This is a genomic window from Methanoculleus sp., assembly GCF_035363275.1.
Taxonomy (GTDB): Archaea; Halobacteriota; Methanomicrobia; order Methanomicrobiales; family Methanoculleaceae; genus Methanoculleus.
In genome coordinates this window covers 1-26598 of the sequence record NZ_DAOSET010000012.1, presented here as the reverse complement: position 1 = coordinate 26598, position 26598 = coordinate 1, and the positions used below count along the sequence as shown (strand labels likewise).

20 protein-coding genes are annotated in these 26598 nt (G+C 61.3%); 15 read left to right on the top strand and 5 right to left on the bottom strand.

Going from position 1 to position 26598, the window contains the following annotated elements; all coding sequences use genetic code 11:
- Position 1: 1 nt before the first annotated feature.
- On the bottom strand, positions 2–1801 hold the full coding sequence (locus PLN84_RS03875) for an aldehyde ferredoxin oxidoreductase family protein (protein WP_292383082.1): 1800 nt from the start codon (positions 1799–1801) through the stop codon (positions 2–4).
- 152 nt (positions 1802–1953) lie between these two features.
- Here PLN84_RS03875 and PLN84_RS03870 point away from each other — a divergent pair, with 152 nt between their 5' ends.
- The 8 genes from PLN84_RS03870 (at position 1954) to PLN84_RS03835 (ending at position 14165) form a co-directional block, all read left to right on the top strand.
- Positions 1954–2280 (top strand): ubiquitin-like small modifier protein 1, encoded by a 327-nt coding sequence (locus tag PLN84_RS03870; RefSeq protein ID WP_299955020.1) that lies wholly within the window; start codon positions 1954–1956, stop codon positions 2278–2280.
- 133 nt (positions 2281–2413) lie between these two features.
- Positions 2414–3316, top strand: a complete 903-nt coding sequence (locus PLN84_RS03865; RefSeq protein WP_292383086.1) for an Mrp/NBP35 family ATP-binding protein — start codon at positions 2414–2416, stop codon at positions 3314–3316.
- Between the two features lie 3 nt (positions 3317–3319).
- A complete protein-coding gene (locus PLN84_RS03860; RefSeq protein WP_292383088.1) occupies positions 3320–3637 on the top strand; it encodes a hypothetical protein in 318 nt (105 codons plus the stop codon).
- Between the two features lie 693 nt (positions 3638–4330).
- Positions 4331–6445, top strand: coding sequence for an N-6 DNA methylase (locus PLN84_RS03855; RefSeq protein WP_348531918.1), 2115 nt, complete (start codon positions 4331–4333; stop codon positions 6443–6445).
- On the top strand, positions 6442–7464 hold the full coding sequence (locus PLN84_RS03850) for a PDDEXK nuclease domain-containing protein (protein ID WP_348531917.1): 1023 nt from the start codon (positions 6442–6444) through the stop codon (positions 7462–7464). The genes PLN84_RS03855 and PLN84_RS03850 overlap by 4 nt, the downstream gene beginning before the upstream one ends.
- Before the next feature lie 70 nt (positions 7465–7534).
- Positions 7535–8683: a restriction endonuclease subunit S gene (locus PLN84_RS03845; RefSeq protein ID WP_292383093.1), complete on the top strand. Its 1149-nt coding sequence runs from the start codon at positions 7535–7537 to the stop codon at positions 8681–8683.
- Positions 8680–10932 (top strand): DUF262 domain-containing protein, encoded by a 2253-nt coding sequence (locus tag PLN84_RS03840; protein ID WP_348531916.1) that lies wholly within the window; start codon positions 8680–8682, stop codon positions 10930–10932. The genes PLN84_RS03845 and PLN84_RS03840 overlap by 4 nt, the downstream gene beginning before the upstream one ends.
- Positions 10929–14165, top strand: coding sequence for a type I restriction endonuclease subunit R (locus PLN84_RS03835; protein WP_348531915.1), 3237 nt, complete (start codon positions 10929–10931; stop codon positions 14163–14165). Before PLN84_RS03840 ends, PLN84_RS03835 begins: the two co-directional genes overlap by 4 nt.
- 199 nt (positions 14166–14364) lie before the next feature.
- On the opposite strand, the gene PLN84_RS03830 is transcribed toward PLN84_RS03835, so the two are convergent.
- Positions 14365–15693 carry a glutamine synthetase beta-grasp domain-containing protein gene (locus PLN84_RS03830; protein WP_292383098.1) on the bottom strand — a complete coding sequence of 443 codons (1329 nt, stop codon included), beginning with the start codon at positions 15691–15693 and terminating at the stop codon, positions 14365–14367.
- A gap of 103 nt (positions 15694–15796) precedes the next feature.
- On the opposite strand from PLN84_RS03830, the gene PLN84_RS03825 reads away from it, so the two are divergent.
- The 5 genes from PLN84_RS03825 (at position 15797) to PLN84_RS03805 (ending at position 20918) form a co-directional block, all read left to right on the top strand.
- Positions 15797–16858 carry a hypothetical protein gene (locus PLN84_RS03825; protein WP_292559120.1) on the top strand — a complete coding sequence of 354 codons (1062 nt, stop codon included), beginning with the start codon at positions 15797–15799 and terminating at the stop codon, positions 16856–16858.
- Positions 16855–18375: a glutamate synthase-related protein gene (locus PLN84_RS03820; protein WP_292559121.1), complete on the top strand. Its 1521-nt coding sequence runs from the start codon at positions 16855–16857 to the stop codon at positions 18373–18375. The genes PLN84_RS03825 and PLN84_RS03820 overlap by 4 nt, the downstream gene beginning before the upstream one ends.
- A 5-nt stretch (positions 18376–18380) precedes the next feature.
- The gene (locus tag PLN84_RS03815; protein ID WP_292383115.1) at positions 18381–19118 is read left to right on the top strand and encodes a hypothetical protein; all 738 of its coding nucleotides are present in this window, start codon (positions 18381–18383) and stop codon (positions 19116–19118) included.
- Positions 19119–19123: 5 nt separating this feature from the next.
- Positions 19124–20143 (top strand): Coenzyme F420 hydrogenase/dehydrogenase, beta subunit C-terminal domain, encoded by a 1020-nt coding sequence (locus PLN84_RS03810; RefSeq protein WP_292383116.1) that lies wholly within the window; start codon positions 19124–19126, stop codon positions 20141–20143.
- A 118-nt stretch (positions 20144–20261) separates the two neighbouring features.
- The gene (locus PLN84_RS03805) at positions 20262–20918 is read left to right on the top strand and encodes a DUF3267 domain-containing protein (RefSeq protein ID WP_292383117.1); all 657 of its coding nucleotides are present in this window, start codon (positions 20262–20264) and stop codon (positions 20916–20918) included.
- Between the two features lie 90 nt (positions 20919–21008).
- On the opposite strand, the gene PLN84_RS03800 is transcribed toward PLN84_RS03805, so the two are convergent.
- The 3 genes from PLN84_RS03800 to thpR all read right to left on the bottom strand — a co-directional run bounded on the left by PLN84_RS03800 (position 21009) and on the right by thpR (position 23410).
- Positions 21009–21407, bottom strand: a complete 399-nt coding sequence (locus tag PLN84_RS03800; protein ID WP_292383118.1) for a hypothetical protein — start codon at positions 21405–21407, stop codon at positions 21009–21011.
- 93 nt (positions 21408–21500) lie between these two features.
- Positions 21501–22874, bottom strand: coding sequence for a CCA tRNA nucleotidyltransferase (gene cca / locus PLN84_RS03795; RefSeq protein ID WP_292383119.1), 1374 nt, complete (start codon positions 22872–22874; stop codon positions 21501–21503).
- Positions 22871–23410 carry an RNA 2',3'-cyclic phosphodiesterase gene (gene thpR / locus PLN84_RS03790; protein WP_292383120.1) on the bottom strand — a complete coding sequence of 180 codons (540 nt, stop codon included), beginning with the start codon at positions 23408–23410 and terminating at the stop codon, positions 22871–22873. Before thpR ends, cca begins: the two co-directional genes overlap by 4 nt.
- 341 nt (positions 23411–23751) lie before the next feature.
- Between thpR and PLN84_RS03785 the strand changes: the two genes are divergently transcribed.
- Positions 23752–23913 carry a hypothetical protein gene (locus tag PLN84_RS03785; protein WP_348531914.1) on the top strand — a complete coding sequence of 54 codons (162 nt, stop codon included), beginning with the start codon at positions 23752–23754 and terminating at the stop codon, positions 23911–23913.
- Positions 23910–26598: anaerobic ribonucleoside-triphosphate reductase (gene nrdD, locus PLN84_RS03780; protein WP_348531913.1), on the top strand; the 2689-nt coding region annotated here is incomplete at its 3' end. The genes PLN84_RS03785 and nrdD, both read left to right, overlap by 4 nt.

The following is a 26598-nucleotide window of genomic DNA, read 5'->3' as shown; positions in this document are numbered from 1 at the left end:
GTCACGGGACAGGGACCGCCGCCTCCCCGATGCCGAGTTCGCGGAGTTTCTCCGGCGTCGGGCGGCCTTCCCGGTCCCATCCCCGGGCCTCGTAGTAGTCGTCGAGAAGGGGCTCTCGCTCCCAGACCTGGCCTTTCGGAGCGCCTTCAGTGAGCGGCTCCTCAAGGAGGCGCGGCGGCAGGGTGTCATCCTCCCGGGTACATCCGGCTCTCAGGTTGAAGATCTTCTGCATGTTCCAGATCCGCTCGCCGATCCGGAGCACCTCAGCGCCATCGATATCGTAGCCGGTGACCGCCGAGACCATCGCCCCGTAGTCCGCGGCGCCGAGCGGGAACGAGGTGAAGAGGCAGGCCCCCGACGAGTCGATGAAGGCCGTGAGGTCCTGGAAGATCTTCGTCCAGACCGCCTTCCCCTCACTCAAGTAGGGGTCGAGTTTCTCCGGCGACCCGAGCACCTCGGGGGCGATCATGTAGCCGTAGACATGGTCGCCGCCCCGGACCGATGTGGCGTAGGCAAGACCGTGCCCCTGCAATCCCCGGGGGTCGTAGGCAGGGAGTTCCTGGCGCTTGACGCTCATCGAGAGTTCGGGGTGCCCGTGCTTCCGGGCGAAGCGGAAGGAACCCTCGGCAAGTTCGTCGCCGATGCCGTCACGATAGGCGATCCGCCGGACCAGGTCGAGCATCCGTTCTGCGTCACCGAACCGGACTTCTTCGTCGATGTAGCCCTTCTCCGAGAGTTCCATGGCGCAGGCGATCGTCGACCCGGCAGAGATCGTATCGAGGCCGAGGTCGTTGCAGAGACTGTTCGCCTCCGAGACGGCGGCAAGGTCGTCGATCCCGCAGTCGGGACCGAAAGCCCAGATCGTCTCGTACTCCGGTCCTGCCGTCCGCTTCCCCTCGATCTCGATGTCGCGGCCGCACTGGATGACGCAGGTCTGGCACCCCATCTTACCGGAGAGGATGGTGTCGGCCATTCGCTCCCCCGAGACGTTCTCCGCTGCAGGAAAGTGAGCGGTCTGGAAATTCCGGGTCGGGAGGATGTAGTTCTCGTTGATGATGTTCACGAGGACGGCCGTCCCGAACCGGGGCAGCCCTCCGCCCGAGATGGCGTTCTCCCGGATCTTCTCCGCGATCTCTTTCTTCAGGGTGAGGAACCGGTCACGGTCGGCGACGGTAATCCGGCCGTTCCCCCGGGCGGCGACCGCTTTTACGTTCTTCGACCCCATCACGGCACCGACGCCCCCGCGGCCGGCGGCCCGGGAGGTCTCGTTGATGATGCCGGAGAACCGGACGAGGCGCTCGCCGGCGGGGCCGATGCAGGCGACGCTTGCGCCGGGGTCGCCGAGGTCTTCCTGGAGGGCCGCCGTCGTCTCGCTCGTCGTCATCCCCCACAGGGGCGAGGCATCCCGGACCTCCGCGTGCCCGTCGTCGAGGAGGAGGGAGACCGGCCGTTCCGCCCGCCCCAGGATCACGACCGCATCGTACCCGGCACGCTTCATGCTGGTGCCGAACTTCCCGCCGGAGTTCGCGCTGGTCAATGTCCCGGTCAGCGGCGATTTCGTGACGACGTCGTACCGGGAACCCAGGGGAAGGCCGCTCCCGGCAACCGGCCCGGTGGCGAAGACCAGCACGTTCTCCGGACCGAGAGGATCGATGCCCGGGTTCACCAGGTCATCGAGGATGCGGACCCCGAGGCCTCTCCCTCCGATGTATGCCCGCCTCCACTCTTCGGGAAACGGTTCCTCCATCGTCCGCTCTCTCGTGAGATCGACGTAGAGGATCTTCTCTGCGTAGCCGTTCATAGGTTATCACCATGCCCCAGGGCCCGGCCAGGGCAATAAGACTGCCGGACGACGATATCGACTCATTAACTTTCGCGTTGAGGAAATCAGATACGATCCGGGCACGCGCCCGGGAGCGATACCAATAAGGCTGGAGACCTCTATCACCCGGGGTGGAGGAAGAGGTGGCGACGATCCTGGGCGCGAACGGAGGGGGTGCCATAACGGTGAAGGTCAGGGCGTTTGCCATGCTCCGCGACATCATCCCGGCCGAGTGCAATGCGGAGATCTCCCGGGGATCGACCGTCGGCGACCTGCTCGCGTACCTCTCCGCCCGGTACCCTGGGCTCGGCGACGCCCTCTTCACCCCCACCGGGGAGATCCGGGCCTACGTCAACATCTTGAAGAACGGCAGGAACGTCCACTTCAGCGGGGGTCTTGAGGCGCCCCTTGATGACGGGGACACCGTCGCCCTCTTTCCCCCCGCCGCCGGTGGCTGAAAACGTGCCCGAAATCCAGGCTCCGGCGGCAGGACGGGACTTTCTTGCCAGCACCTATACCTTTTTGTGACGTTTACCAGTAATATATAGTAACTCCAGATTATGAGATACCCTATCACGGAGGATACTTCTGATGACTCAAACGAGCGAACCCGATAAGGAAACCTGTGCCGGCAACTGCGCCGGCTGCCCGTCTGCGACCGGATGCAGCGACCCGAGAAATGCGGATGCTCCGCGGGATCTCCCCCCGAAAGCCGATGTCAGCGTAAAGCATGTCGTCCTCGTCCTCTCCGGGAAAGGCGGAGTAGGAAAGAGCACGGTCTCGGCAAACCTCGCCTATGCTCTTGCCAACCGCGGCTATAACACGGCTCTCATCGACCTCGACATCCACGGTCCGGACATCCCGAAGATGCTCGGGATCGAGGACGCCCGTCTCCAGTCCTACGACGGGAAGATCATCGAGCCGGTCAGGGTCAGCGGCAACCTCGCGGTCATCTCGATGGCATTCCTCCTCCCGGAGCGCAACACCCCCGTCATCTGGCGTGGCCCGATGAAGATGACGGTCATCCGGCAGTTCCTGGAAGACGTCAACTGGGGCGACCTCGACTACCTGATCGTCGACCTCCCGCCCGGCACCGGCGACGAAGCCCTCACCGTCGCCCAGCTTGCCCCGAACATCGCCGGAGCGGTTATCGTCACCACCCCGCAGGACGTCGCGGTCCTCGACTCGAGCAAGGCCGCCGAGTTCATCAAGAAACTCGAACTCCGGGTGCTCGGCATCGTGGAGAACATGAGCGGGTTCGTCTGCCCCCACTGCAAGGAGGAGATCGATATCTTCGGCAAGGGCGGCGGCGAGAAAGAAGCAAAAACCCTCGGGGTGCCCTTCCTCGGGGCCATCCCGCTCGACCCCGAGATGCGCAAGGCTGCAGACGAAGGAAGGCCGTTCATCATCCGCCGTGCCGGGGGCGAGGAAAACCCGACCTGGAAGAGCTTCGACGCCATCATGGAAGCCCTGGTGAACGAGATCGAGGGATAAAGAATGGAGTACTCGCGGATCCTTGCCGGAGAGGCGGGACCCCTCCCCGCCTTCTCGAAGGTCATCGAGGCGCTCGAGAACTACGAGGAGTTCCCCTTCCTGCTCGAACCCATCTACCGTGAGGTCTCGGAACTCGAGGACGACGACCTCGACCGCTTCCGGTTCGGCCTCGTCCGCCTGCAGGTCTACGCGGACATCCACCGCTACGAGGACATGGAGGCGGCCCAGCGGATGAAGTACGTCGCGACGACACTCGAACGGATGCTCTTCGGGAGGCTCCTCCTCGAGGGCGAAGAGGCCGGCGGCAAGCAGTGCTGCTGAGCGGGACGGTTCAGCCTTTCAAGGTCACCTTCCTGGGGCATCCAGGTTCGCGACAGCACCATGAGCCGGTCGGCCAGAGGTGCTACGCCGGGACGGACGACGCGGACGCCTGGGACAATACAGGCATCGTACTTCGGAACCTGATAGATAGAGGATTTCGAATAACCCTCTACCATTTTGGCGTTCGCCAGGAATATGCGACGCCCCTCCGGGTGAGAACAGTGGTTTGATCGACCGGGCTGTCTTTCGTCCCTGACTTCCCGGAAGGTAAGGCCGTGAACCATGGTGTCCTGAAAACGATTCTTTCATCCGGTCATGTTATGCAGGATATCCACAGATTGGCTGAATTTCAACCGTTCTAATCGGATGTCCATGTGCGTAAAAATCAAGCGCATCATCAACCCGGATTCCGTAAAATATCGGAGAATATAAGATTTTACGGATTCTGGATGTGTCTGCGCATATCGATCGGGAACCCGGGCTATAATAATTAATAGTAATATTTATAGCACGGTACATGGACTTTTTGGTAAAGTAATCGACATCATGACCGATGCTACATATTGACCCGAAATAACGTGAGTGAAGGGTCAATACCTATGGATTCGAAGGGGCCTGATGTGACAGGTCGGCAGAACAACACACCTTCTGCAGAACGGTCATTGCCGGCTCCGCACAACAAAAGGGTTACAAATGGCTCAACTGGAACATATCGAAGCAATCGAAAAACGGCTCTGGAACGCGGCAGATACATTGCGGGCGAACTCGAACTACGCAAGCAACGAATATTTCCTGCCTGTTATGGGCCTGATCTTTCTGCGGCACGCATACAGCCGGTTTCTCGCGGTGAAAAAGGACGTTGAAGCCAACCTTCCCACGCGTGGCGGGAAGACCCGGGCGCTGACCAAGGAAGACTTCTCCCAGAAGAGCGCCATCTTTCTGCAGCCGAAGGCACAGTTCGACCATCTCGTTTCCCTCACCGACAGCGACGATCGCGCGAGAGCCATCATCGAGGCGATGGAGTCTATCGAGGGCGACTACGCCAACCTCCGGGGAGTTCTCCCCAGGAGCGAATACCAGGAACTGGAGAACAGTGTGCTCGGTCAGCTCCTCCGCACGCTCAACCCCGACGAACTCAGGCATGTCTCCGGGGATGTGTTCGGCCGCATCTACGAGTACTTCCTCACCCAGTTCGCCGACCAGAAAGCCCACGACGGTGGCGAGTTCTTCACGCCGGTCTCGCTGGTCTCGCTCATCGCCAACATCCTCGAACCCGAAGGCGGCACCGTCCTGGATCCGGCCTGCGGCTCGGGCGGCATGTTCGTCCAGAGCGCCCGCTTCGTCGAGCGCCGCCACGAGAACCCGGTCGATAGACTCACGTTCTACGGGCTCGAGAAGAACGCCACCACCATCCGCCTGGCGAAGATGAACCTGGCCGTCCACGGCCTCGAGGGCGATATCCAGAGGGTCATCACGTACTACGAGGATCCTCACGAGTTGCTGGGCAAGGCCGACTTTGTGATGGCCAATCCTCCGTTCAACGTCGATGAGATCGACGCGGACAGGGTCAAGAGAGATCCGCGCCTTCCTTTCGGCCTGCCGGGGGTTAACCAGAAGGGCAAGGTCTCCAACGGCAACTATGTCTGGATCAGTTACTTCTACAGTTACCTGAACGAGCACGGGCGGGCAGGCTTCGTCATGTCATCCCAGGCTTCCAGCGCCGGGCATGCAGAAGCCGGCGTCCGGCAGAAACTGATCGAGACGGGCGATGTGGAGATCATGGTTGCCATCCGCTCCAACTTCTTCTATACCCGCTCCGTGCCGTGCGAACTCTGGTTCCTCAACCGCGACAAGCCCGAGGAGTATCGTGATGCGGTGCTGATGATCGACGCGCGGAACATCTACCGCAAGGTCACCCGCAAGATCTACGACTTTTCCCCTGAGCAGGAGCAGAACCTCCTCGCGATCGTCTGGCTCTATCGCGGCCAAACCGAGAAATACCTCAATCTCGTGGCAGGCTACTGCCGGCGCATGCTGGATGAAGGGGAGGGGTGTTTCACTGCCAGGGACGATGACGGCGAAGAGATCGAGCCGCTCCCGTCTTTCATTACCTCTCTGGATGCACTGCGAGAGGCGGTTGGGCCGTTCCTCTCGACCCTTCCCGGCGACGCCCCCCACGCCGGGGCACTCAAGGAACTCGAAGATGCGATGCCTGTGTTCAAGGGCGACGTGGAGAGGTTCCAAAAAGCGGTCTCCAGGCAGCGGACGGCGTGGCAGGGGCAGAAGACCACCAACGGCGAGCTCAAGAAGGCGGTCGACCGTCTCGCTCCGCTGGCCGGGTGCAGCCGCGACCTGATCAAGCAGAGCGATCTCCTCTATAAACTCGCCTGCCGCCTCATCGAGACCTGCGAGAACGAGTGCAACGCCCGGGACAGCGACGCGTGGGTAGGCCGCGAGCTCGCCCGCGCCCGGAAAGCTGCCGACGAGGCCCGGCAGGTGGCCGTCGAGCAGCTCAAACAGGTGCGCTACTTCTGGCGGCAGGCGCACTGGCTGACCGAACGGTTCCCCGAAGCGAAACTCTGTGATGTCGCAGGGCTGGTCAAACTGGTGGACCGGGCGGAGATCGAGGCTAACGACTGGTCGCTGACACCCGGCCGTTACGTGGGCGTCGCCCCCGAGGAGGAGGACGAGAACTTCGACTTCGAGGAGGCGCTCCGCGAGATCCACGTGGAACTGGAAGACCTCAACACCGAAGCGGTGCGGCTGGCGGCGACGATCAAGAAGAACTTCGAGGAACTGGAGATATGACGGCTTCGAACCTGCCGGAGGACTACGGCTCGCTGCTTCTCGAAGTCAAAGAGCGCATTCGTGCCGGCCAGTACCAGGCGCTCAGGGCGGTCAACAAGGAACTGATCGGCCTGTACTGGGATATCGGCAGGATGATTGCCCAGAGGCAGGAGTACGAAGGGTGGGGCAGGTCGGTAGTCGAACGGCTGTCAGACGACCTTCAGCTGGAGTTTCCCGGGATCAAAGGCTTTTCAGTCCAGAACCTCTGGTATATGCGGCAGTTCTACCAGGAATACCACGACAACGAAAAACTCCAACCACTGGTTGGAGAAATCAGCTGGAGCCACAACCTCGTCATCATGTCGCGGTGTAAAGACCCACTGGAGCGCGAGTTCTACATCCGCATGACCCGCAAGTTCGGCTGGTCAAGGAGCGTGCTCGTCCACCAGATCGAGAACAGGAGTTACGAAAAGACGCTCCTCGGCCAGACCAACTTCGATAAGGCGCTCACGCCGGAACTGCGGGCGCAGGCAAAACTCGCGGTCAGGGATGAGTACACCTTCGATTTCCTGGAACTCGGAGAGGAGCACTCCGAGCGCGAGCTGGAGCGTGCCCTCATTGGCCGGGTCGAAGACTTCCTGCGGGCCATGGGCGGGCTGTTTGCGTTCGTCGGAAGCCAGTTCCGGTTGGAGGTCGAGGACAGGGAGTACTTCATCGATCTGCTGCTGTTCCACCGGCGGCTCCGCTGCCTGGTGGCCATCGAACTGAAGATCGGAGAGTTCCAGCCCGAGTTCGTCGGCAAGATGCAGTTCTACCTGGCCGCCCTCGACCACCGGGTCCGTGAGGAGGGCGAGAACCCTTCCATCGGCATCATCCTCTGCAAGGAGAAGAACCGCACCATCGTCGAGTACGCCCTGCAGTCCTCCACCTCGCCCATCGGCGTCGCCACCTACCGGACGGTCAGGGAACTGCCCCGGGAACTCCGGGACCAGCTCCCCGGCCCGGAGGAGATTGCGAGGCTGCTGGAGGATGGGGAATGAGGGGTGGTTGGTTTGACAGGAGGGTGCAACTGGCGGCAATGGGCAGGGAGAACTGTGAAGGGGTGAAGGTATGAGTACAGCCCCGAGGCGTCGACCAGGATGGCAGTCGGCAATCCTGCAGGACCTCGTCTTCTTCCAGCGTGGATATGATATCACAAAGGCGGAACAGAAGCCGGGCAACATTCCTGTGGTGTCGTCTTCTGGTGTGAATAGTTACCATTCCGAGGCAAAGGTGGACGGGCCAGGAGTGGTAATAGGTCGTAAAGGATCGCTTGGGACAGTCCATTATGTTGATGGGCCTTACTGGCCGCACGATACGACACTATGGAGCAGAGACTTCAAGGGCAATCTCCCACGATTTGTCTTTTACTTCCTGCAAACGTTGGGACTTGAGCGTTACGACGTAGGGAACTCAAATCCCACACTGAACCGGAATCATATTCACAGGCTGGACATCCTGCTGCCGGAGTATCAGATCCAGGAACGAATCGTGGAAGTGCTTTCCGCCTACGACGACCTCATCGAGAACAACCGACGGCGGATTCAGCTGCTGGAAGAGGCGGCGCGGCTGCTCTACCGGGAATGGTTTGTCAACCTCCGTTTCCCCGGCCACGAGCATGTTGCGATCAAAGACGGCGTGCCGGAGGGGTGGGAGAAGAAGACACTGGTGGAGATCGCTGCAACAAATGTCGAGAGTTATAAGGCTAGTGCATTACCTGATATAATTAATTACATCGACATATCGTCGGTAAAACAAGGTCGGATAATTAACAAGAACACAATGCCGTCCTCTGAAGCTCCAGGACGGGCACGCAGGAAAGCAAGGCCAGGGGATATAATCTGGTCCAATGTTAGACCAAATCTTCGTGCTTTTGCATTGATCCCCGATCCCGAAGAGAACGATGTTTTTTCGACAGGATTCACGGTAATATCGCCCATAACCGTTCCTTTTACGTACCTGTACTTATTTGTCACAACGGATGAGTTCGTCGGACACCTTGTAAACCATACTACAGGAGCAAGTTATCCGGCGGTACGACCAGAAGATTTTGAACGAGCGATAGTGCTTGTTCCACCAAAACAGATGCTAGAACTCTTCAATGAAAAGGCAGAGCCAATTTACAAGTTCATTTCAGTATTAGAAGAGGAGATGAAACTGCTCGCGCAGGCCCGCGACCTTCTCCTCCCCCGCCTGATGAACGGAGAGATTGCTGTATGAGTGAAACCGTCTTCACTAAAGTTGACTATGACCTCAACTCGCTGGTCAAGTACATTGAACTCGGCGAGATCGGCCTGCCTGATATTCAGCGGCCGTTTGTATGGAAAAATGCGAAGGTACGAGATCTCTTTGATTCCATGTACCGTGGCTACCCCGTGGGATATCTGCTGCTGTGGCGCAGTGGTCTAGCCGATGACCGGCCTATCGGGACGGATGTCAAGCAAAAACCGCCGCGGTTGGTGATCGTGGACGGTCAACAGCGGCTCACCTCGCTCTATGCGGTGGTCAAAGGTGTGCCCGTTGTCAGAGAAAACTATGACAGTGAGCAGATCTGCATCGCCTTCAACCCGCTGGAAGAGCGGTTTGAGGTCGTTGATGCGGCTATCCGGCGGGATAAAGCGTTTATCCCGGACATCTCACGAATATGGAGCAATGACACCGACATCTTCGAGGTGGTCGATGACTACCTTGAAGGACTGCGAACCTCGCGCGAGGTGACGGAAGAAGAAACCAAGCGCATCAAAAAGGCCATCTCAAAGTTGCAGTCATTGACGACCTTCCCTTTCACAGCATTGGAATTAGCGGCGGATATCTCCGAAGAAGATGTCTCAGACGTTTTTGTGCGCATCAATAGCAAGGGCACTCCGCTCAACCAGGCCGATTTCATCTTGACACTGATGTCCGTGTTCTGGGACGAGGGGCGGGCTGAACTGGAGCGCTTCTGCCGTGAAGCGCGTCAGCCCACCAGGGGCACGGCTTCACCGTTCAACTACTTCATCGAGCCGGACCCGGCCCAGTTGCTGCGTGTCAGTGTCGGGGTGGCGTTCAAACGTGCACGTTTGCAGTATGTATACTCTATCCTGCGGGGGAAGGATCTGGAGACAGAGCGGTTCAGCGACGAACGTCGGATAGAACAGTTTGACAGGCTCAAAGACGCTCAATCACGTGTACTCAATATCCAGTACTGGCATGATTTTTTGAACTGCATCCGGCTTGCGGGTTTCCGTAGCGACAAGATGATCAGTTCTCAGAACAACCTGCTGTTCTCATACATCCTGTACTTGATTGGCCGCACGGAGATCGGGGTTGAGGAGTTTACCCTTCGCAAGACGATCGCGCAGTGGTTCTTTATGTCAGCGGTGACCGGGCGGTACACGGGATCGCCGGAGTCAGCGCTGGAATCCGACTTGGCCCGACTGCGGGATGTAGACAGCCCTGAGATGTTCGTCAGCCGCCTTCAGAACATCTGCGACATTTCCCTGACCAACGACTTCTGGGCCACTACACTGCCAAACGACCTGGCGACATCATCACCGCGCAGTCCGTCACTGTTTGGATACTACGCCGCCCAGGTCCTGCTTGACGCTCGGGCATTGTTCTCCAATGCTCGAGTAGGGGACCTATTGGATCCGGCTACCCATGCGAGTCGCTCGGCCGTCGAACGGCATCACCTTTATCCAAAAGGTTATCTGGCTACCCTGAACGTCACAGATACGCGCGAGACCAATCAGATCGCCAACTATGCCTACGTCGAATGGGGAGATAACAATAAAATAGCAGATCGGGCCCCGGCGGGCTACCTCCCGCAGTTGAGGGCACGCTTTACCCATCCCGAACTGGCAGATATGTATCATTACCATGCCCTGCCGGAGAACTGGGAGCAGATGGATTATCATACGTTTCTTGAACAACGGCGAGAACTGATGGCGCAGATCATTCGCGAGGGTTATCAGAGGCTGGTCGTTGGAAATGAGTCGAAACCCAAGACAGAGGCGTTTGATCTGTCCTTTATAATCGATTACGGCGAATCAGAATCAGTAGAGTTCAAGGCAACCCTGCGCACCAACCTGCATACCGGTGCAACGGACACGCGGATGGAGATGGCGGTGCTGAAGACATTGGCGGGTTTCCTGAATACTGGCGGAGGCACACTAGTCATCGGCGTGCTTGACGATGGTACACCGCTGGGCCTTGGAGCCGATGGGTTCCCAAGCGAAGACAAGATGAGTCTGCACCTTGTCAACATCGTCAAGGCACGAATCAGCCCGCAGGCCTTGACAGCCATGCACATGCACTTTGAGGATTATGACGGAGAACGCGTGATGGTCATACGCTGCCAGAAGTCACCGGTCGCTGTTTTCGTGAAGGATGGCGAACACGAGCGCTTCTATGTGCGTACCGGCCCTTCCACGACCGAGTTGAAGGCGAGCGAGACTCAGGACTACATCAAGCAGAGGTTCGACAGGTGACCACTGGCGCTTACACCGAGGACACCCTCGTCCAGCAGACCACGGCCGAATACCTAGAGCAGCACCTCGGGTGGGACTCGGTGTACGCCTACAACAACGAAGACTTCGGGCCGGAGAGCCTCCTCGGCCGCTCATCCGACCGGGAAGTCGTCCTGACGCGCTACCTCCGGGAAAAACTGGTCGAGCTGAACCCCGGCCTCCCCCGCGAGGCCTACGACGACGCCGTCCGGCAGATCATCGCGACATCGGGCACACAGTCGATGGCGGCGACGAACCGCGAGAAGTACGACCTCGTCCGCGACGGTGTCCAGGTCACGTTCCGTAACGACAGGGGCGAGCGGGTGCGGCAGCGCCTCCGGGTCTTCGACTTCGCCGAACCCGAGAAGAACCACTTCCTCTGCGTGCGGGAGTTCTGGGTCCGGGGTGACCTCTATCGCCGGCGGGCCGACATCGTCGGGTTCGTCAACGGCCTGCCGCTGCTCTTCATGGAGTTGAAGAACGTCCACCGGGATATCCGGGCGGCCTACGAGCAGAACTTCAAGGACTACAAGGACACGGTGCCGCACCTCTTCCACCACAACGCCTTCGTCGTGCTCGCAAACGGCGTGGACGCGAAGATCGGTTCGGTGACCAGCCGCTTTGAGCACTTTCACGAGTGGAAACGCCTTGCAGAAGACGAACCGGGCGTGGTGGAGATGGAGACCCTGCTCAAGGGGGTCTGCGAGAAGAAGAACTTCATGGACCTCTTCGAGAACTTCATCCTCTTCGACGATCCCCTCGGCGAGCCGAAGAAGATTCTCGCCCGCAACCACCAGTTCCTCGGCGTCAACCGCGCCATCGAGGCGGTAAAGGACCGCAAGAACCGCCAGGGCAAACTCGGCGTCTTCTGGCACACCCAGGGGGCGGGCAAGAGTTACTCGATGGTGATGCTCACGCGGAAGGTTCACCGCAAACTCGGCGGGAACTACACGTTCCTCGTGCTGACCGACCGCGACGACCTGGATACGCAGATCTACAAGACGTTTGCCAGGTGCGGCGTTGTGGATAACGACCGCGACCCCTGCCGGGCGGCGAGCGGCGACCACCTCAGCCGCCTGCTCGCGGAGCACAAGTCGTACATCTTCTCGCTCGTTCAGAAGTTCAACCGGGAAGTCGAACCGGAGCAGCCCTACAGCCCGCGGGACGACGTCATCGTCATCACGGACGAGGCGCACCGGACGCAGTACGGGACCCTGGCGCTGAACATGCGCAACGCCCTCCCCAATGCCAGTTACATCGGGTTCACGGGGACCCCGCTGATGAAAGACGACGAGATCACGCGGCGGGTCTTCGGAGACTATGTCTCGACGTATGACTTCCAGCGTGCAGTCGACGATAAAGCCACGGTTCCGCTGTATTACGACGCCCGGGGCGACAAACTCGGCGTGACCGTAGGCGACCTGAACGAGCGGATCGCCGGGGTGCTCGAAGAACTGGAGATGAATGACATCGACGTGGAGCAGCGGCTGGAGCGGGAACTCAAGCGCGACTACCACATCATCACCGCCGAGAGAAGGCTCGACCAGGTAGCCCGCGACTTCGTCAAGCACTATTCGACGGCCTGGGAAACCGGCAAGGCGATGCTGGTCTGCATCGACAAGGTGACCTGCGTTCGGATGCACGGCCTTATCAGCACCTACTGGAAGAAACGCATCGCCGATCTGGAGACCGAGATCGCCCAGACAGCCGACGAGCAGGAGGAGATCTATCTGCGGCGGCAGATCGAATGGATGCGCGAGACCCGCATGGCGGTCGTGATAAGCGAAGAGCAGGGCGAGGTAGATACGTTCCGCAGGTGGGACCTGGACATCACACCGCATCGCCGTCTGATCAAGGACGGGATCGACCTGCCGGAGTTCATGCGAAAGCGGCCACAGTTTCGCAACATGCAGAGAATGGCACTCGACGATGCCTTCAAGGAAGGAGAGCACCCGTTCCGGATCGCGATCGTCTGCGCGATGTGGCTGACTGGATTCGACGTCCCGAGCCTCTCCACGCTGTATCTCGATAAGCCGCTCAAGGCGCACACGCTGATGCAGGCCATCGCCCGGGCCAACCGCGTGAACGAGGGCAAGAACAACGGCCTGATCGTGGACTACTGCGGCATCCTCAAGAATCTGCGCAAAGCCCTGGCAACATTTGCAGGAACCGGGGAGGGAAGAGAGATCGAACCCGCGAGGCCCGACGGAGAACTGCTGGCCGATCTCAGCGAGGCGACCGGGCTTGTCCGGACGTTTCTCGCCGAACGCGGCGCATCACTCGACAACATCATCTCATGGACGGGCTTTGCGCGGAACGCAGCCATCCTTGCCGCCAAGGAAGCGGTCAATGAGAACGACAAGACGCGCAAACGATTCGAAATCATGTGCCGGGCGGTCTTCACGAAGTTCAAGGCATGCATCAACGTAGAGGGGATCAACGCTCATCGAAGGGATCACGACGCAATCACCATCGTTTACCGGAGCCTGCAACAGGACCGCGACAGGGCGGATGTCTCCGAGATCATTCGCCGGCTGCACGAGGTGGTCGATGAAGCGATTGAAACCCGGTCGGATAGCGTTACTGAAGAGACCGCACCGTACGACATCAGCAAGATCGATTTCGACCGGCTCCGGCAGGAGTTCGAACGGAGCCCGGCAAAACGCACACTCGTACAGGATCTCAAACAGGCCATCGATAAACGACTCCTGCGACTCCTGCAGCAGAACCCGTTACGCACGGATCTTCAACGACACTACGAAAAGATCGTAGCCGGATACAACCGGGAGAAAGATCGAGTCACCATCGAGAAGACATTCGAGGCCCTGGTGCAGTTCATAAACCAGATGGGAGAGGAAGAAAGCCGGGCTTTTCGTGAAGGGCTTGACGAGGAGTCACTGGCCATCTTCGACCTCTTAACGAGGCCGGATCTCTCGCCCACTGAGATCCAGCGCATCAAGAACGTGGCCGTCGAACTGCTCAAAACCCTCAAAGCAGAGAAACTTCGCATCGATCACTGGCGCGACAAGGAAGCCACCCGCGACGCCGTACGGCTTGCCATCCGTGATTTCTTGTGGAGCGACTCAACGGGCCTACCTGTAGATCACTACACTGAAGACGACGTAGAGGCCAGAGCGGACGATGTATACCGTCATATATACCGTGCTTATCCTACAATCCCATCACCGTTCTACGAAAAAGAAGCAACGGCATGAACCTGGGAAAAACGCTGCTCGGATCGGACTGACCCGGCAGCCGCACTTTGCTAAAATGTTTGAGGCCGTCCTCAGGGGACAAAACATCGATTTCCCTTCGCAACCTGACGATTACTCAAACTCCGGATGTTCCATCCATCGTCCTTCGCGTTCTTCGCGTGAGGCTCTATCCTCCCAACGGTTCCGAAAAAAAAGAGTTTCAATACGTCGCCAGGTACCGCTCAAGTTCCCAGGGGTGGACTGTCGTCCGATAGGCATCCCATTCGGCCTGTGCGACGTTCGTGAGCGCCTCGACGACGTGGGAACCGAGCGCCCGGCAGATGAGGTCGTCGGCGAGCAGGGCCTGGTGGGCCTCGGCAAGGTCGGCGGGCAGCGTCTCGATCCCGGCACACCGCCGGTCATCGGTTGTCATATGGTAGATGTTTCTGTCGACCCCGGCCGGGGGCTCGATCTTCTCCCGGACGCCCTCCATCCCGGCGGTGAGCATCGCGGCGAAGGCGAGGTAGGGGTTGCAGGTGGGGTCGGGGCTGCGGAACTCGACCCGGGTGCTGTTCCCGCGCGGTGTCGGGACCCGGACCAGGGCCGAACGGTTGCCGGCGCTCCAGCTGACATAGCAGGGCGCCTCGTAGCCGGGGACGAGCCGCTTATAGGAGTTGATCGTCGGGTTCGCGACCCGGGTAATGGCCCGGGCGTGTTTGAGCAGCCCCCCGATGAAGTGCATGCAGGTCTCGGAGAGCTGCAGGGATGTGTCGGGGTCGTAGAACGCGTTCGCCCCGTCTTTTGCGAGCGAGCAGTTGGTGTGCATCCCGCTCCCGCAGATGCCGTAGATCGGCTTCGCCATGAAGGATGCGTGCAGGCCGCGCATCAGCGCCATCGTCTTGACCGCGAACTTGAAAGTGATGACGTTGTCGGCGGTGTGGAGGGCGTCGCTGTACTTGAAGTCGATCTCGTGCTGGCTCTCGGCGACCTCGTGGTGGGACGCCTCGATCTCGAACCCCATCTCCGTGAGGGCAATGATGATCTCGCGCCGGACGTCCTCGGCAAGGTCGGTGGGGGCGAGGTCGAAGTAGCCGCCGACGTCCTGGAACTGCGTCGTCGGCCGGCCGTCGAGCATCCGGAAGAGGAAGAACTCCAGTTCCGGCCCGGTGTTGAAGACGTAGCCGTCCTTCGCCGCGTCCTCCATCACCCGCCGGAGGACGTAACGCGGGTCGCCCTCGAACGGCCGGCCGCTGGCCATGTAGACATCGCAGACGAAGCGCGCCTCCGCGTTCTCCTGGAAACGCCAGGGCAGGAGAGTGTAGGTGGAGAGATCGGGTTTGAGCACCATATCGGACTCCTCGATCCGGACAAACCCCTCGATCGACGACCCGTCAAACCCGATACCACCGGTCAGCGCCTTTTCCGCCTGTTTCACAGGGATAGCGACGTTCTTGGGCATGCCCAGGAGATCGGTGAACTGCAGCCGAAGGAATTTGACATTATCCTTTTCGATGCGCTCAAGCATCGCAGAAGTGGCATCACGGGACATGTGGAAGTCTACTTCTTTCCGATGAAATAAATACCTATTGACACCAATATACCCGAGCAGAGTTCTAAAACACAGCAACAGAACGTTGCTTACCGTGGTAACCATGTGCGGCATATTTGGTGTAATGGATAAGAGGCGCCAGGTGATGGACGGTTCCGGTATCCGGCAGGCCCTCTCCATGATGAACGAGCGCGGCAGCGGCGAGGGGGCGGGGTATGTTGCCTACGGCATCTATCCCGACTACCGGGACTGTTACGCGCTCCATGTCTTCCTCGACAATACCTGCGAGAGCAAAGCGGTCGTCGACGCAACACTGGAGCAGTGGGGGGCGATCGAGCACGACGAGGCGATCCCGACCTGCAACCAGCAAAACCTCCGGACGGCCTGCACTCCCTGGCGCTACTTCTTCAGGCCGGACGCCTCCCTCGCGCCGGGAAGCGCATCGCCCGAGAAGGACGTCGTCACGAACCTCGTGATGCAGATCAACGGGTGCGTAAACGGTGCCGAGGTCGTCTCCTCCGGCAAGAACGTCGGGGTCTTCAAGGCCGGAGGATCCGGCGCGTGGCCCGAGGTCGTGGCTGACTACTACCGGATCGAGGACTACGAGGGCTACCTCTGGCTCGCGCACAACCGCTACGCGACGGCGAGCCCGGAGAAGTGGGAGCGGCCCGACCCGTTCAACCTGCACGACTGGAGCGTCGTGGAGAACGGTAAGACCACCACCTACGGGACCAACCGGCGCTACGTCGAAAGTTTCGGCTACAACTGCACGACTTCCACCGACAGCGAGGTCATCACCTACTTAATCGACCTTCTGGTGCGACGACACGGCCTCGATATCAACCTCGCCATCCGGGCCCTCGCGCCGCCCTACTGGGAGGAGATCGACCGGATGCCTGAGGCCGAGCAGAAGCTGAACCGCGCTCTCCGGTTCGCCTACGGCGCGGCGACGATGAACGGACCGTTCACTGTCGTGGCCGCGAGCCCCGACATGATGGTTGGGTTCACCGACCGGGGCAAACTCCGGCCGATGGTCGTCGGGGAGTGCGCCGACCGCCTCTTTATCGCAAGCGAAGAGTCGGCGATCCGGACCATGGAGCCGGAAGTCGAGTCGATCACGAGGCCGGCTGCGGGTGAGCCGGTGATCGGGAGGGTTGCCCCATGAGTGACTGCAACCTTGGCAGCATGCCGCTCCGGTACCGGGTCACGATCGACCGCGACCAGTGCATGGAGTGCGGGCGATGCGTCGATAACTGTTCCTATGGTGTCTTCCGGCAGGACGGCGATAAGATCCTGATCAACTCCCGGAAGTGCACCGCCTGTCACCGGTGCATCACCTACTGTCCCCGGGACGCCATCATGCTCGCAGAGCACCCCTGTGACTACCGGAGCCACCCGGTGTGGAACCAGCAGGTCAGGGAGTCGATCTACAACCAGGCCCGGACGGGGAAGATCATCCTCGCCGGGATGGGCAGCGTCGCGAACCTCCCGGTCATATTCGATCGCCTGATGCTGGACGCCTGCCAGGTCACCACGCCTCCCACCGACCCGCTCCGCGAGCCGGTCGAGCTCCGGACCTACCTCGGGAAGAAGCCGTCGAAGCTGGACTTCCGGCAGAAGGCGAACGGGGACGTCGAACTCGCCACGGAACTCACCCCGAACCTCATGATCGAGACGCCGATCCTGCTCGGTCACATGAGTTACGGTGCGATCAGCCTCAACGCCCATCTGGCAATGGCCCGGGCGGCACAAGAGGTAGGGACGTTCATGGGCACCGGGGAAGGCGGCCTGCATCCGGGTCTCTACCCCTACCAGGACCGCGTGATCGTTCAGGTCGCCTCCGGGCGGTTCGGTGTGAATATCGATTACCTGGAGCGTGGCGCCGCCATCGAGCTCAAACTCGGCCAGGGCGCAAAACCGGGCATCGGCGGGCACCTCACCGGCGAGAAGGTCAGTGCGGATGTCTCCAGAACAAGGATGATCCCGCAGGGGAGCGACGCCATCAGCCCTGCGCCGCACCATGACATCTACGGCATCGAGGACCTTCCCCAGCTCGTCCGGTCCGTCAAGGAGGCGACGGGTTGGAAGAAGCCGATCTTCGCCAAGATTGCAGCCGTCAACAACAACGCCGAGAACGTGGCGGCCGTTGCCCGTTCCGGGGTGGACGCCATCGCTATCGATGGATTCCGGGGCGGCACGGGTGCTGCGCCGCGGGTCTTCCGCGACCACGTCGGCATCCCGATCGAGGTTGCCATCGCAACCGCCGATAAGGAACTCCGCAAGCAGGGGCTCAGGAATGAGGTCTCCCTTATCGCCTGCGGCAGCATCCGCGAGAGCGCGGACGTCATGAAGGCGATCGCCCTCGGTGCGGACGCGGTCTACATCGCCACCGCAGCCCTCGCGGCGATGGGCTGCCGGGTCTGCGGGAACTGTTACCAGGGCCTCTGCCCCTGGGGGATCGCCACCCAGCGCCAGGATCTCGTGGACCGCCTGAACCCCGACGTGGCCTCAAAGCAGGTCGCAAACCTGATCCACGCCTGGACGCTCGAGATCACCGAGCTGATGGGTGCGGCCGGGATCACCAGCATCGAGAGCCTGCGGGGCAACCGCGACCGGCTTCGCGGGTATATGCTTGATGCGGGCCTTCTTGACGTCCTCGACGTCAAGCCGATAGGAGCGTGAGCAGAATGGCAAAACAGATCACAATCGATGCGAAGGGAGTGGACTGCACTTCCTTAAACCAGCAGATCCGCGAGGCCCTGAAGGACGGCGCCGACGAGGTCGTCGTCAACAACGTCCTCGGCCAGCGGTTCATCGGCGACGGTCTCCGCGGGAACGCCACTATCTGCGTTCACGGTGTTGCGGGCGGCGACCTCGCCATGTTCATGAGCGGGCCGACCGTCGTCGTCCACGGGAACGCGGAGCACGCGCCCGGCAACACGATGGATTCCGGGAAGGTAGTGATCCATGGGAGCGCCGGCGATGCGGTGGCGCACAGCATGCGGGGTGGCAAGGTCTTCGTCCGCGGGGACATCGGCTACCGGGGCGGCATCCACATGAAGCAGTACGAGACGCAGCGCCCCATACTGGTCGTCGGGGGGTCCGCGCAGATGTTCCTCGGCGAGTACATGGCTGGCGGCCTCCTGATTGTCCTCGGTCTCGACGGGGTCATGAAAGCCCGCGAGATCGGGAGCGGGATCCACGGCGGGGAGATCGTCGTCCGCGGGGACGTGGACGACACCTGCCTCGCCGCAGGGGCAAAGAAGGTGCCGCTCACCGATGAGGACCGCGCACGGATTGTCCCGGTGCTCCGGGAATTTGCAGAAGACTTCGGGTTCGATCCCGAACCGCTGGTCAACGCGGATTACACCCGGATCGTCCCTGCGAGCGCACGGCCCTTTGCCGGGAAGTATACGTGGGAGTGATAGGCATGGAGATGAAGACTTACAAAGGCCTGGACGCCGAGGTCTGGGCTACGGGCCTCTGCTCCGGGTGCGGGGCCTGCGTGGCAGTCTGTCCGGCGGATGCCCTCCGGTTCGCCCCGGGGAACACCGATGCGCCGGTGAACATTGGTTACTGCAAGGCTGAGAACGACAGCGTGCCCTGCGGGGCATGCTACGCGGCCTGTCCCCGGGTCAACCTTGCGGGGCAGGGGAAGATGCTCGGGCCATACCAGGAGATCGTTGCGGCCCGGTCGGTATTCCCGGTTGAGCGGAAGCAGAGCGGCGGCGCGGTGACGGCAATTCTGGTCAATGCCCTCGATGAGGGGTTGATCGACGCGGTCGTCACGGTGACGAGAGACCCCTGGACGATGAAGCCGTCCTCAGCGGTGATCACCTCCTCAGAGGCGCTCGTCCAGCACGCCGGGAGCCGCTACTCCTGGTGGGTGCCGCTGCTTGCCTCCTTAAAGGAGGCAGTGGTCACCCGGAAGTACCGGCGGATCGCCGTCGTCGGCGTGCCCTGTGTGGCACGGGCGACGCAGATGATCCGGACGAGCGACCACGAACTCCTCCGGCCCTACGCGAAGGCGATCCGGCTCGTAATCGGCCTCTTCTGCACGGAGACCTTCGACTACGCGAAACTGGTCGAGGGAAGGCTGCAGTCCGATCGCAAGATCGAGCCCTGGGAGATCCGTCGCCTGGACATCAAGGGTAAAATGGACGTCTACCTGCAGGACGAGCGGCAGATCTCCATCCCGCTCGCCGACCTCGAAGGGTCCGTTCGGCCCGGGTGCCACGTCTGCACCGACTTCACGGCACTGAGCGCGGATGTCTCGGCCGGGGCCGTCGGGTCGCCGGATGGCTACACGACGCTCGTCATCAGGAACGATATCGGCAAGGGGTTCGTCGACCGGGCGGTCTGGCAGGGCAAACTCTCGACCGGCGGCAGTGTCGACCTCGCCGCTGTCGAGCGTCTGGCTGCGAAGAAGGCAGAGCGCCGGGCTGAATAACTCTTTTTTTTGACGATCCGGATACCCCGGTCCCGGAGATTCGAAGAGATCCCGCCCGGTGCGTCGTCGGAGAGCGATCGGCAGCAGGCAAGAGCTCACAGATAGAAGCGGATACCGTATGAGATTTGCAAAGAAGATTCCCCCTGCAGATGAGGGATTGAGGAGACAACTACTCTCCAGCGGGTGGAAACGGATCAAAGAGCCCACAAATCTCCCGGCTGCAACGTTGCTGTCACTGCCGTTTGCCTTCATGCTCGGGGCGATCACGCTGGCGATTACGTACGGGTTAGATCCTTCACTCTATGCTTTCGTAGGAGACGGCCAGCAGTTCTCGTTCACGATCTCTTTCGATCTCTCTACCCTGTTCTTTATCCTGGCGATCCCCCTGTTAATGGGCCTTCATGAAGGTATTCACGCCGTGTTCATCCCGAACGCCCTAACCTCAGATAACGTCTTCTGGGGGATCAATGGAGTATTCGGATTTGTCTTTACCACCGAGGAGATCAGAAAAGGGCGGTTTCTCATCATCTCCGTCATGCCCTACCTGGTACTCTCGGTGATGCTGCCGTATATCCTTTCAATCCCTGGCTGGCTCAACGGCTACACGGCATTCCTCTGTTTACTCAATGCTATGGGGTCCAGTGTGGACATTTTAACTGCAGGTCTTGTAGCCGTTCAGGCCCCCAAGGGTGCCACGATCATCAACAACGGTTTCGAAACATACTACAAGGCGACCGTTCCTCCCTCACGCGCCCAGGTATGTAGGGTCTTTTAGTCCGAACCATGCCCGGATCAGGTAGATCGATCACTCCGCGATCGCGCCGTTCCGGCCTCGACCCTCTCGCATAAGGAGAGGCAGGGAGAGTTACCCCGTTCCCTGCACGGCCTGCTCTGCTGCATACCCGATCCCGGTTGCAGTGATCGGGATGATGAGGTATCGCAGCCCGATCTGGGCCATGTAGGTGCCGGCGTCCATCCCCGAGAGGGGCAGAAGGATGACGGCGTCGAGCGCCCAGTTGATCAGGAGCCACACGCCGCCGAGCAGGGCGCCTTCCCGGACGAACCGGGCATGCACGCCCCTGAAGTAGACCAGGATGAGGAAGGTGCCGAGCGCGGCGGAGAAGACCAGCAGGACCGATTTTATCAGGAAGATGTCGTAGAGCGGCTCCCCCTCGGCCGAATAGAAGGGGACCGAGATGAGGAAGGGGGTGAGCCAGGTGAGGATGCCGAAACCGATGAGCCTCACGTATTTCGCTGTGCTCATACCAGGAGAATCGTATTCCGAAGGGATATACCAATCGGAATTGCGAGAGGAGCGGGATTGGGTCGAATTAATCCCCCGTGCGATCCTGCCCTCCTACCTCCCCGTCACCCTCTTGATCCGCGCAAGCGGCGACGACCGTTCCAGGAATGCCGAGAGGAACCCGGCAAACTCCTCGTCCCAGCACTCCGCACCGATCTTCACTGTCCAGCCCTGCTTCATCGAGCGGCGGACGTGCTTGCCGAGCGCGACGTCGAAGAGCGCCTTTGACCGGAGGAGGTCGACAGCGCGGGTGAACGGGCGGGCGATCTCCACCACGTAGCGGCCGTCCTCGACGTAGGGACCGGCGAAGACCTCCTCCTGGACATACTTCGCAAGGAACTTCTCCGCGTTCTCCCGTGACCAGACCGGCGGCCCGATATGCCGGCGCATCACAGGAACCTCCCCGGCCATCAACTCGAAGAGGATCACGCACCGCTCCTTTCCCATACAAACATCGATGCGGTTGGCCGAAAATCCGCTCCGCTCCAGGAGTTCCCGGACCGACTCAGCGGATTTCCGGAGCTGGGGCACCACCGTGTCGGGCGTGTAGTCCGGCGTCGCGAAGGTCATGGAGTAGAGATGCGTCCCCCGCGCGGAGAGGAGGCGGGAGAAGACCTCACCGGTGAGCGGCGGGGAGTTCGGCCGGCAGAAGAACGTCAGCGACGGCTCCGCAAGGTAGCCGCGGGCGAGCTCGACGAACTCGAACATCCGCGAGAGCGAGAGCGCCGCCGCCACGTTCCTCTCCGGGTCGACCGGGTCGATGACGACGAGCGGGTCCTCGAACTGCTTCGTCCCGTGCCGCTCGATATCGATCGTCTCTCCCGGCTTCCAGCGGGCGGCTGCCTCGATGAGCGCGTGAAACCCGCCGTAATGGATCGTCAGGATCTCGCAGAGGTAGCCGGAGAACCCCTCGGTCATGTGGTCCGACCCGTAAACCCCGCCTGCCTTTGCAAACTGCTTGCAGAGGAGGACGTCGTCGGCGTAGCCGCCGATGTGCGCGAGAATGTAGCGGGTGTGAAACGGCGTCCTGTCCACGGCGCTCTTGATCTCGGTGGCGCTCGCTACGGCATAGCAGGGGACGAGATCGATATCGAGCGAGTTGATCGTCGCGTTGAGGTAGGGGTGCTCCGCGTACTTCTCGCGCCAGGTCGCACCGAACTCCTCCGCGATCCGGCGGGCGAGAGAGAGGCCCTGTTCCTGGAGGTCCTCGCGGGAGAGCGCGGGGTCGAAGAGCATGAAGACGTCGAGATCCCGGTCGCCCCGGACGAAGGTGTCGCGGGCGACCGAACCCACCATCATCGCCTTTGCCATTCCCGACCGCTCCACCGCCTCGATCAGGCGCTCTCCCATCGCCCGGACGTAGGCCCGCTCCTCGGGCGTGGGGCGGATCCGTCCGAGCACCTCCTCCTCGCAGGGGCACCGGCTCAAAGTGGTACCTCCGCAAGGTCCTCGTAGATGGGCCCCCGGGGCATGAGCGTGCTCTTCTTGAGCCGGATGGTCTCCACCCGGCACCTGCCGAGCGGTTCGGGGGGCAGGCATTCGACCTCCCTGCACTGTGAGGGGTGGAACTCCTTGACACGGGCAAGGGTCGCGTGGGGGCGGAAGGGGCGGGTCTCGCGGGGAAAGCCGAACGGCGCGAGGAGGTCGTCCACCTGCCGGGCGAGGGCGGCGCTCTCGCCGGTGTCCGTGACGTCGCACCAGATCACCCGCGGGCGACGCGGCGGGTTACAGACCGCATGCCCGACCGTCATCTCGAAGGGACCGGCCCTGACGGCCCGGAGCGCCTCGACGATCGGCTCGATCTGCGCCGGCTCAACCTCCCCGAGAAATTTGACCGTGATGTGGAGGTTTGCGGGGTCGACGATGGCGAGCCTGCCCTCGGACCGTGCGAGGATATCCTGGGACTGCCGGGCTCTCTCGCGGATCTCCTCCGTCAGATCGATTGCAACGAACGTCCTGACCATATCACTATACTATCGCGTCTCACCCTAGAAAATGGTGATCGTCCGGCAGAGGCGCACCCGGCAAAACCGGGCGTACAGGCAGCGGAAATGCGAACCCGGCACGAGACACCGCTTCAATGCTCACCGGCATACCGGAGCGGACACCCGGCGATGAACGGCGCCCTCACACAAAATGGCAGAGGATATATCCCTCCGGAGTCAAAGTATTACGACCAATTCTGGGGGTAATCATCATTTCCTATACGGCACAATTTATCGTTTATACACTGGAATTTTGCCCGAACTGCGAGATTCTCAAAGAGTTCCTGGCCTCCAGGGGGGTCCCCTTTACCGAGTGCGACATGGCGTCCGCCGAGGGGCTGACAGAACTCCGGATGAACGGCGTATTCGTCCAGGAAGCGCCGGTGCTGCAGAAAGACGACACATTCTATACATCCGGCGATCTCTTTGCCGGCGGCGCGCTCCGGGAAGACCTTGTCGCCGACCTGATCGCGGGGGCATGAGGTTGGCGCGCAAATCGACGCAAACGACCATATTCGGGGAGTTTGTCCCCACTTTTCCGAAGGTCCGGACCTCGCGTGGCTTCCTCCTCGACTGGAACCGGGACCGGATCGTCAGGCAGATCATCGAGGAGACCCGGCTGGTCGAGACCTTCTACGGCTACCAGGGGGCCGACGAGGAGACGGCGCAGGATATCGCCCGACGGGTCGAGAAGAAGATCCAGATGCTGGGCCTCCAATCGCTCTCCGGCCCCCTGATCCGCGAGATCGTCAACATGACGCTCCTCGAACGCGGGCTTACGTCCTACCGCAACGTCTGCACCCGGGTGGGAACCCCGGTCTTCGACGCGCACCTCATCGACGTCGGGCGGGGCTTTGAGGCCCACGACAACGCCAACCTCCAGGAGAACGCCGAGACCTCGCACAAGAAGAAGGCGGACAAGATCAGCAAGGAGCAGTACCTCCTGCAGCTCCCTCCCGAGCTTGCGGACCACCACCTCCGCGGCGATCTCCACATCCACGACCTGGAATACTTCGGGACGCGCCCGTTCTGTATTGACGGAAGCACGGTTGTGCCCCTACGGATGGAGAACCGCACCGGGAGTGTTCGCCTCGACGAACTCCCGATCGACGGCGACGATTGGCTCCCACGGGACCTCTCTGCGCTCACCCCGAAGGGCTGGAGGCAGGTCAGGAAGGTGACCCGCCGGCGGGTGAACCCGGGCGAGATGCTCCGGATCCGGGCTTCAAGCGGACGGTCGCTGCTGGTCACCGGCGAGCACCGGATACCAGTGCAGGACGGTGATCGTATGGTCATCCGCCGTGCCGACGAGGTCCGGCCCGGGGACGCCCTCTACCGGATATCCAGGACCGATGCCGTCCGCGGGGAGACGATCGACGCGATCGATCTCGTCCGGGAACTGCCGGCATCGGTGCCGGCCCACCTCCTCGAGAACGTCTACGTCCGCGGTGCCGAAGGGATCTTTAGCCACGTGGTGCAGAGCGGGCAGGCCGCTTCATACGCCGAGATCTCGCAGACCCTCGGCGTCGAGCACCAGAAGCAGTGGTATACGCGCGGGATCATGCCGGTTGCTCTCTTTAGCGCCTTCTCTTGCCACTACGGGGTCGAAGAGTATGCCGGGGTCACGATCGGCGTTGCCGGGAGCGAGCACGAACTGCCCGCCCTTCTCACGCTGACACCGGAACTCATCCGGCTTCTTGGTTTCTTCGTCGCCGAAGGCAACTACAACGCCGCCCCGGCGGCCGGGCAGTACAACCTTGCGATCACCGAGAACGTCCAGGCCCCCGCCATCCAGGCCGCGGCATGCGCCGCCCTGAACACCTACGCAACGATTGCCGGCGGCACGCCCGATACCACGAACATCTACGGCATCGAGGTGGAACATAACCGGGCCCTGCAGGTCTACTTCGGCGGGAAGGCAGGCTACCTCCTCTTCCGCTACGTCTTCGGCATCCCCGAGGGAGCGGCGGGAAAACGCCTCCCCTGGATCGTCTACCACGTAAACGACGTCCTCCTTCACGAGTTCCTCTCCGCCCTCTTTACCGGAGACGGCTCGGCATACTACCGCCCGGAGAAGTCGGACTGCATCGTCAACTATACCACCACGTCACCGGCGCTCCGGCAGGAACTCGCTCTCCTGCTCACCACGCTCGGGATCTCCCCCCACATCGTCGAACTCTACGAAGGCGATACGGAGCGGCGGACCCTCTACCGGCTCCAGTTCAACGGGCGAAAGAATATCGAGACGTTTGCCCGGTATGCCACGTTCCTCGATGAGCGGCAGGACCACATCGACGGTTTCCTCTCTGCGGTGAAGGAGACCCGGACCATGGCGCGGGAAGAGACCGTCGTCGAGGTCGCTCCGGCGGAGCCCACCGGCGAGTACGTCTACGACCTCTTCATTGACGGCGACGGGAGCGAGGAGAGCCATACGTTCTACGCATCCGACGGCCTCCTCATCCACAACTGCCAGGACTGGGACCTGCGCTACTTCTTCTACTACGGCCTGATGCCCGACGGCAACGGGACGAAGGCGTCGGTCGCCGGCCCGGCAAAAAGGGCCGAGGTAGCGGTCCTCCACGCGGTCAAGGCGCTCGGCTCCGCGCAGACGAACTTCGCCGGCGGCCAGGGCTACTACAACTTCCTGACGTTCATGGCGCCCTTCTTCGAGGGGATGGACTACGAGGAGATCAAGCAGCTGATGCAGATGTTCGTCTACGAGATGACCCAGATGATGGTCGCCCGGGGCGGCCAGGTGGTCTTCTCGTCGGTCCAGCTCTCTCCCGGCGTCCCCACCCTCTGGAAGGACAAACCCTGCGTCTACCGCGGCAAGGTCTGGGACGGAGAGCAGGCGCCGCTCCGGACCTACGGCGAGTTCGAGCGGGAGGTCCGGCTCCTCTTCAAGGCGCTGATGGAGGTGATGCTCGAGGGAGACTACTGGGGCAAGCCCTTCTCCTTCCCGAAGCCCGAGATCAGCATCGAGCCCGACTTCCTCGCCGAGAACGAGGAGTTCAACCGGGAACACCCCGACCTTCCCACCTACCACGACCTCTACCTGATGACGTTCGAGCTCGCGTCCAAGTTCGGCACCCCCTACTACGACAACCAGATTCCCGGCTACCGGGGCGCCGGGGAGGGGATCTCCTGCTACCAGTGCCTTGCAGGCG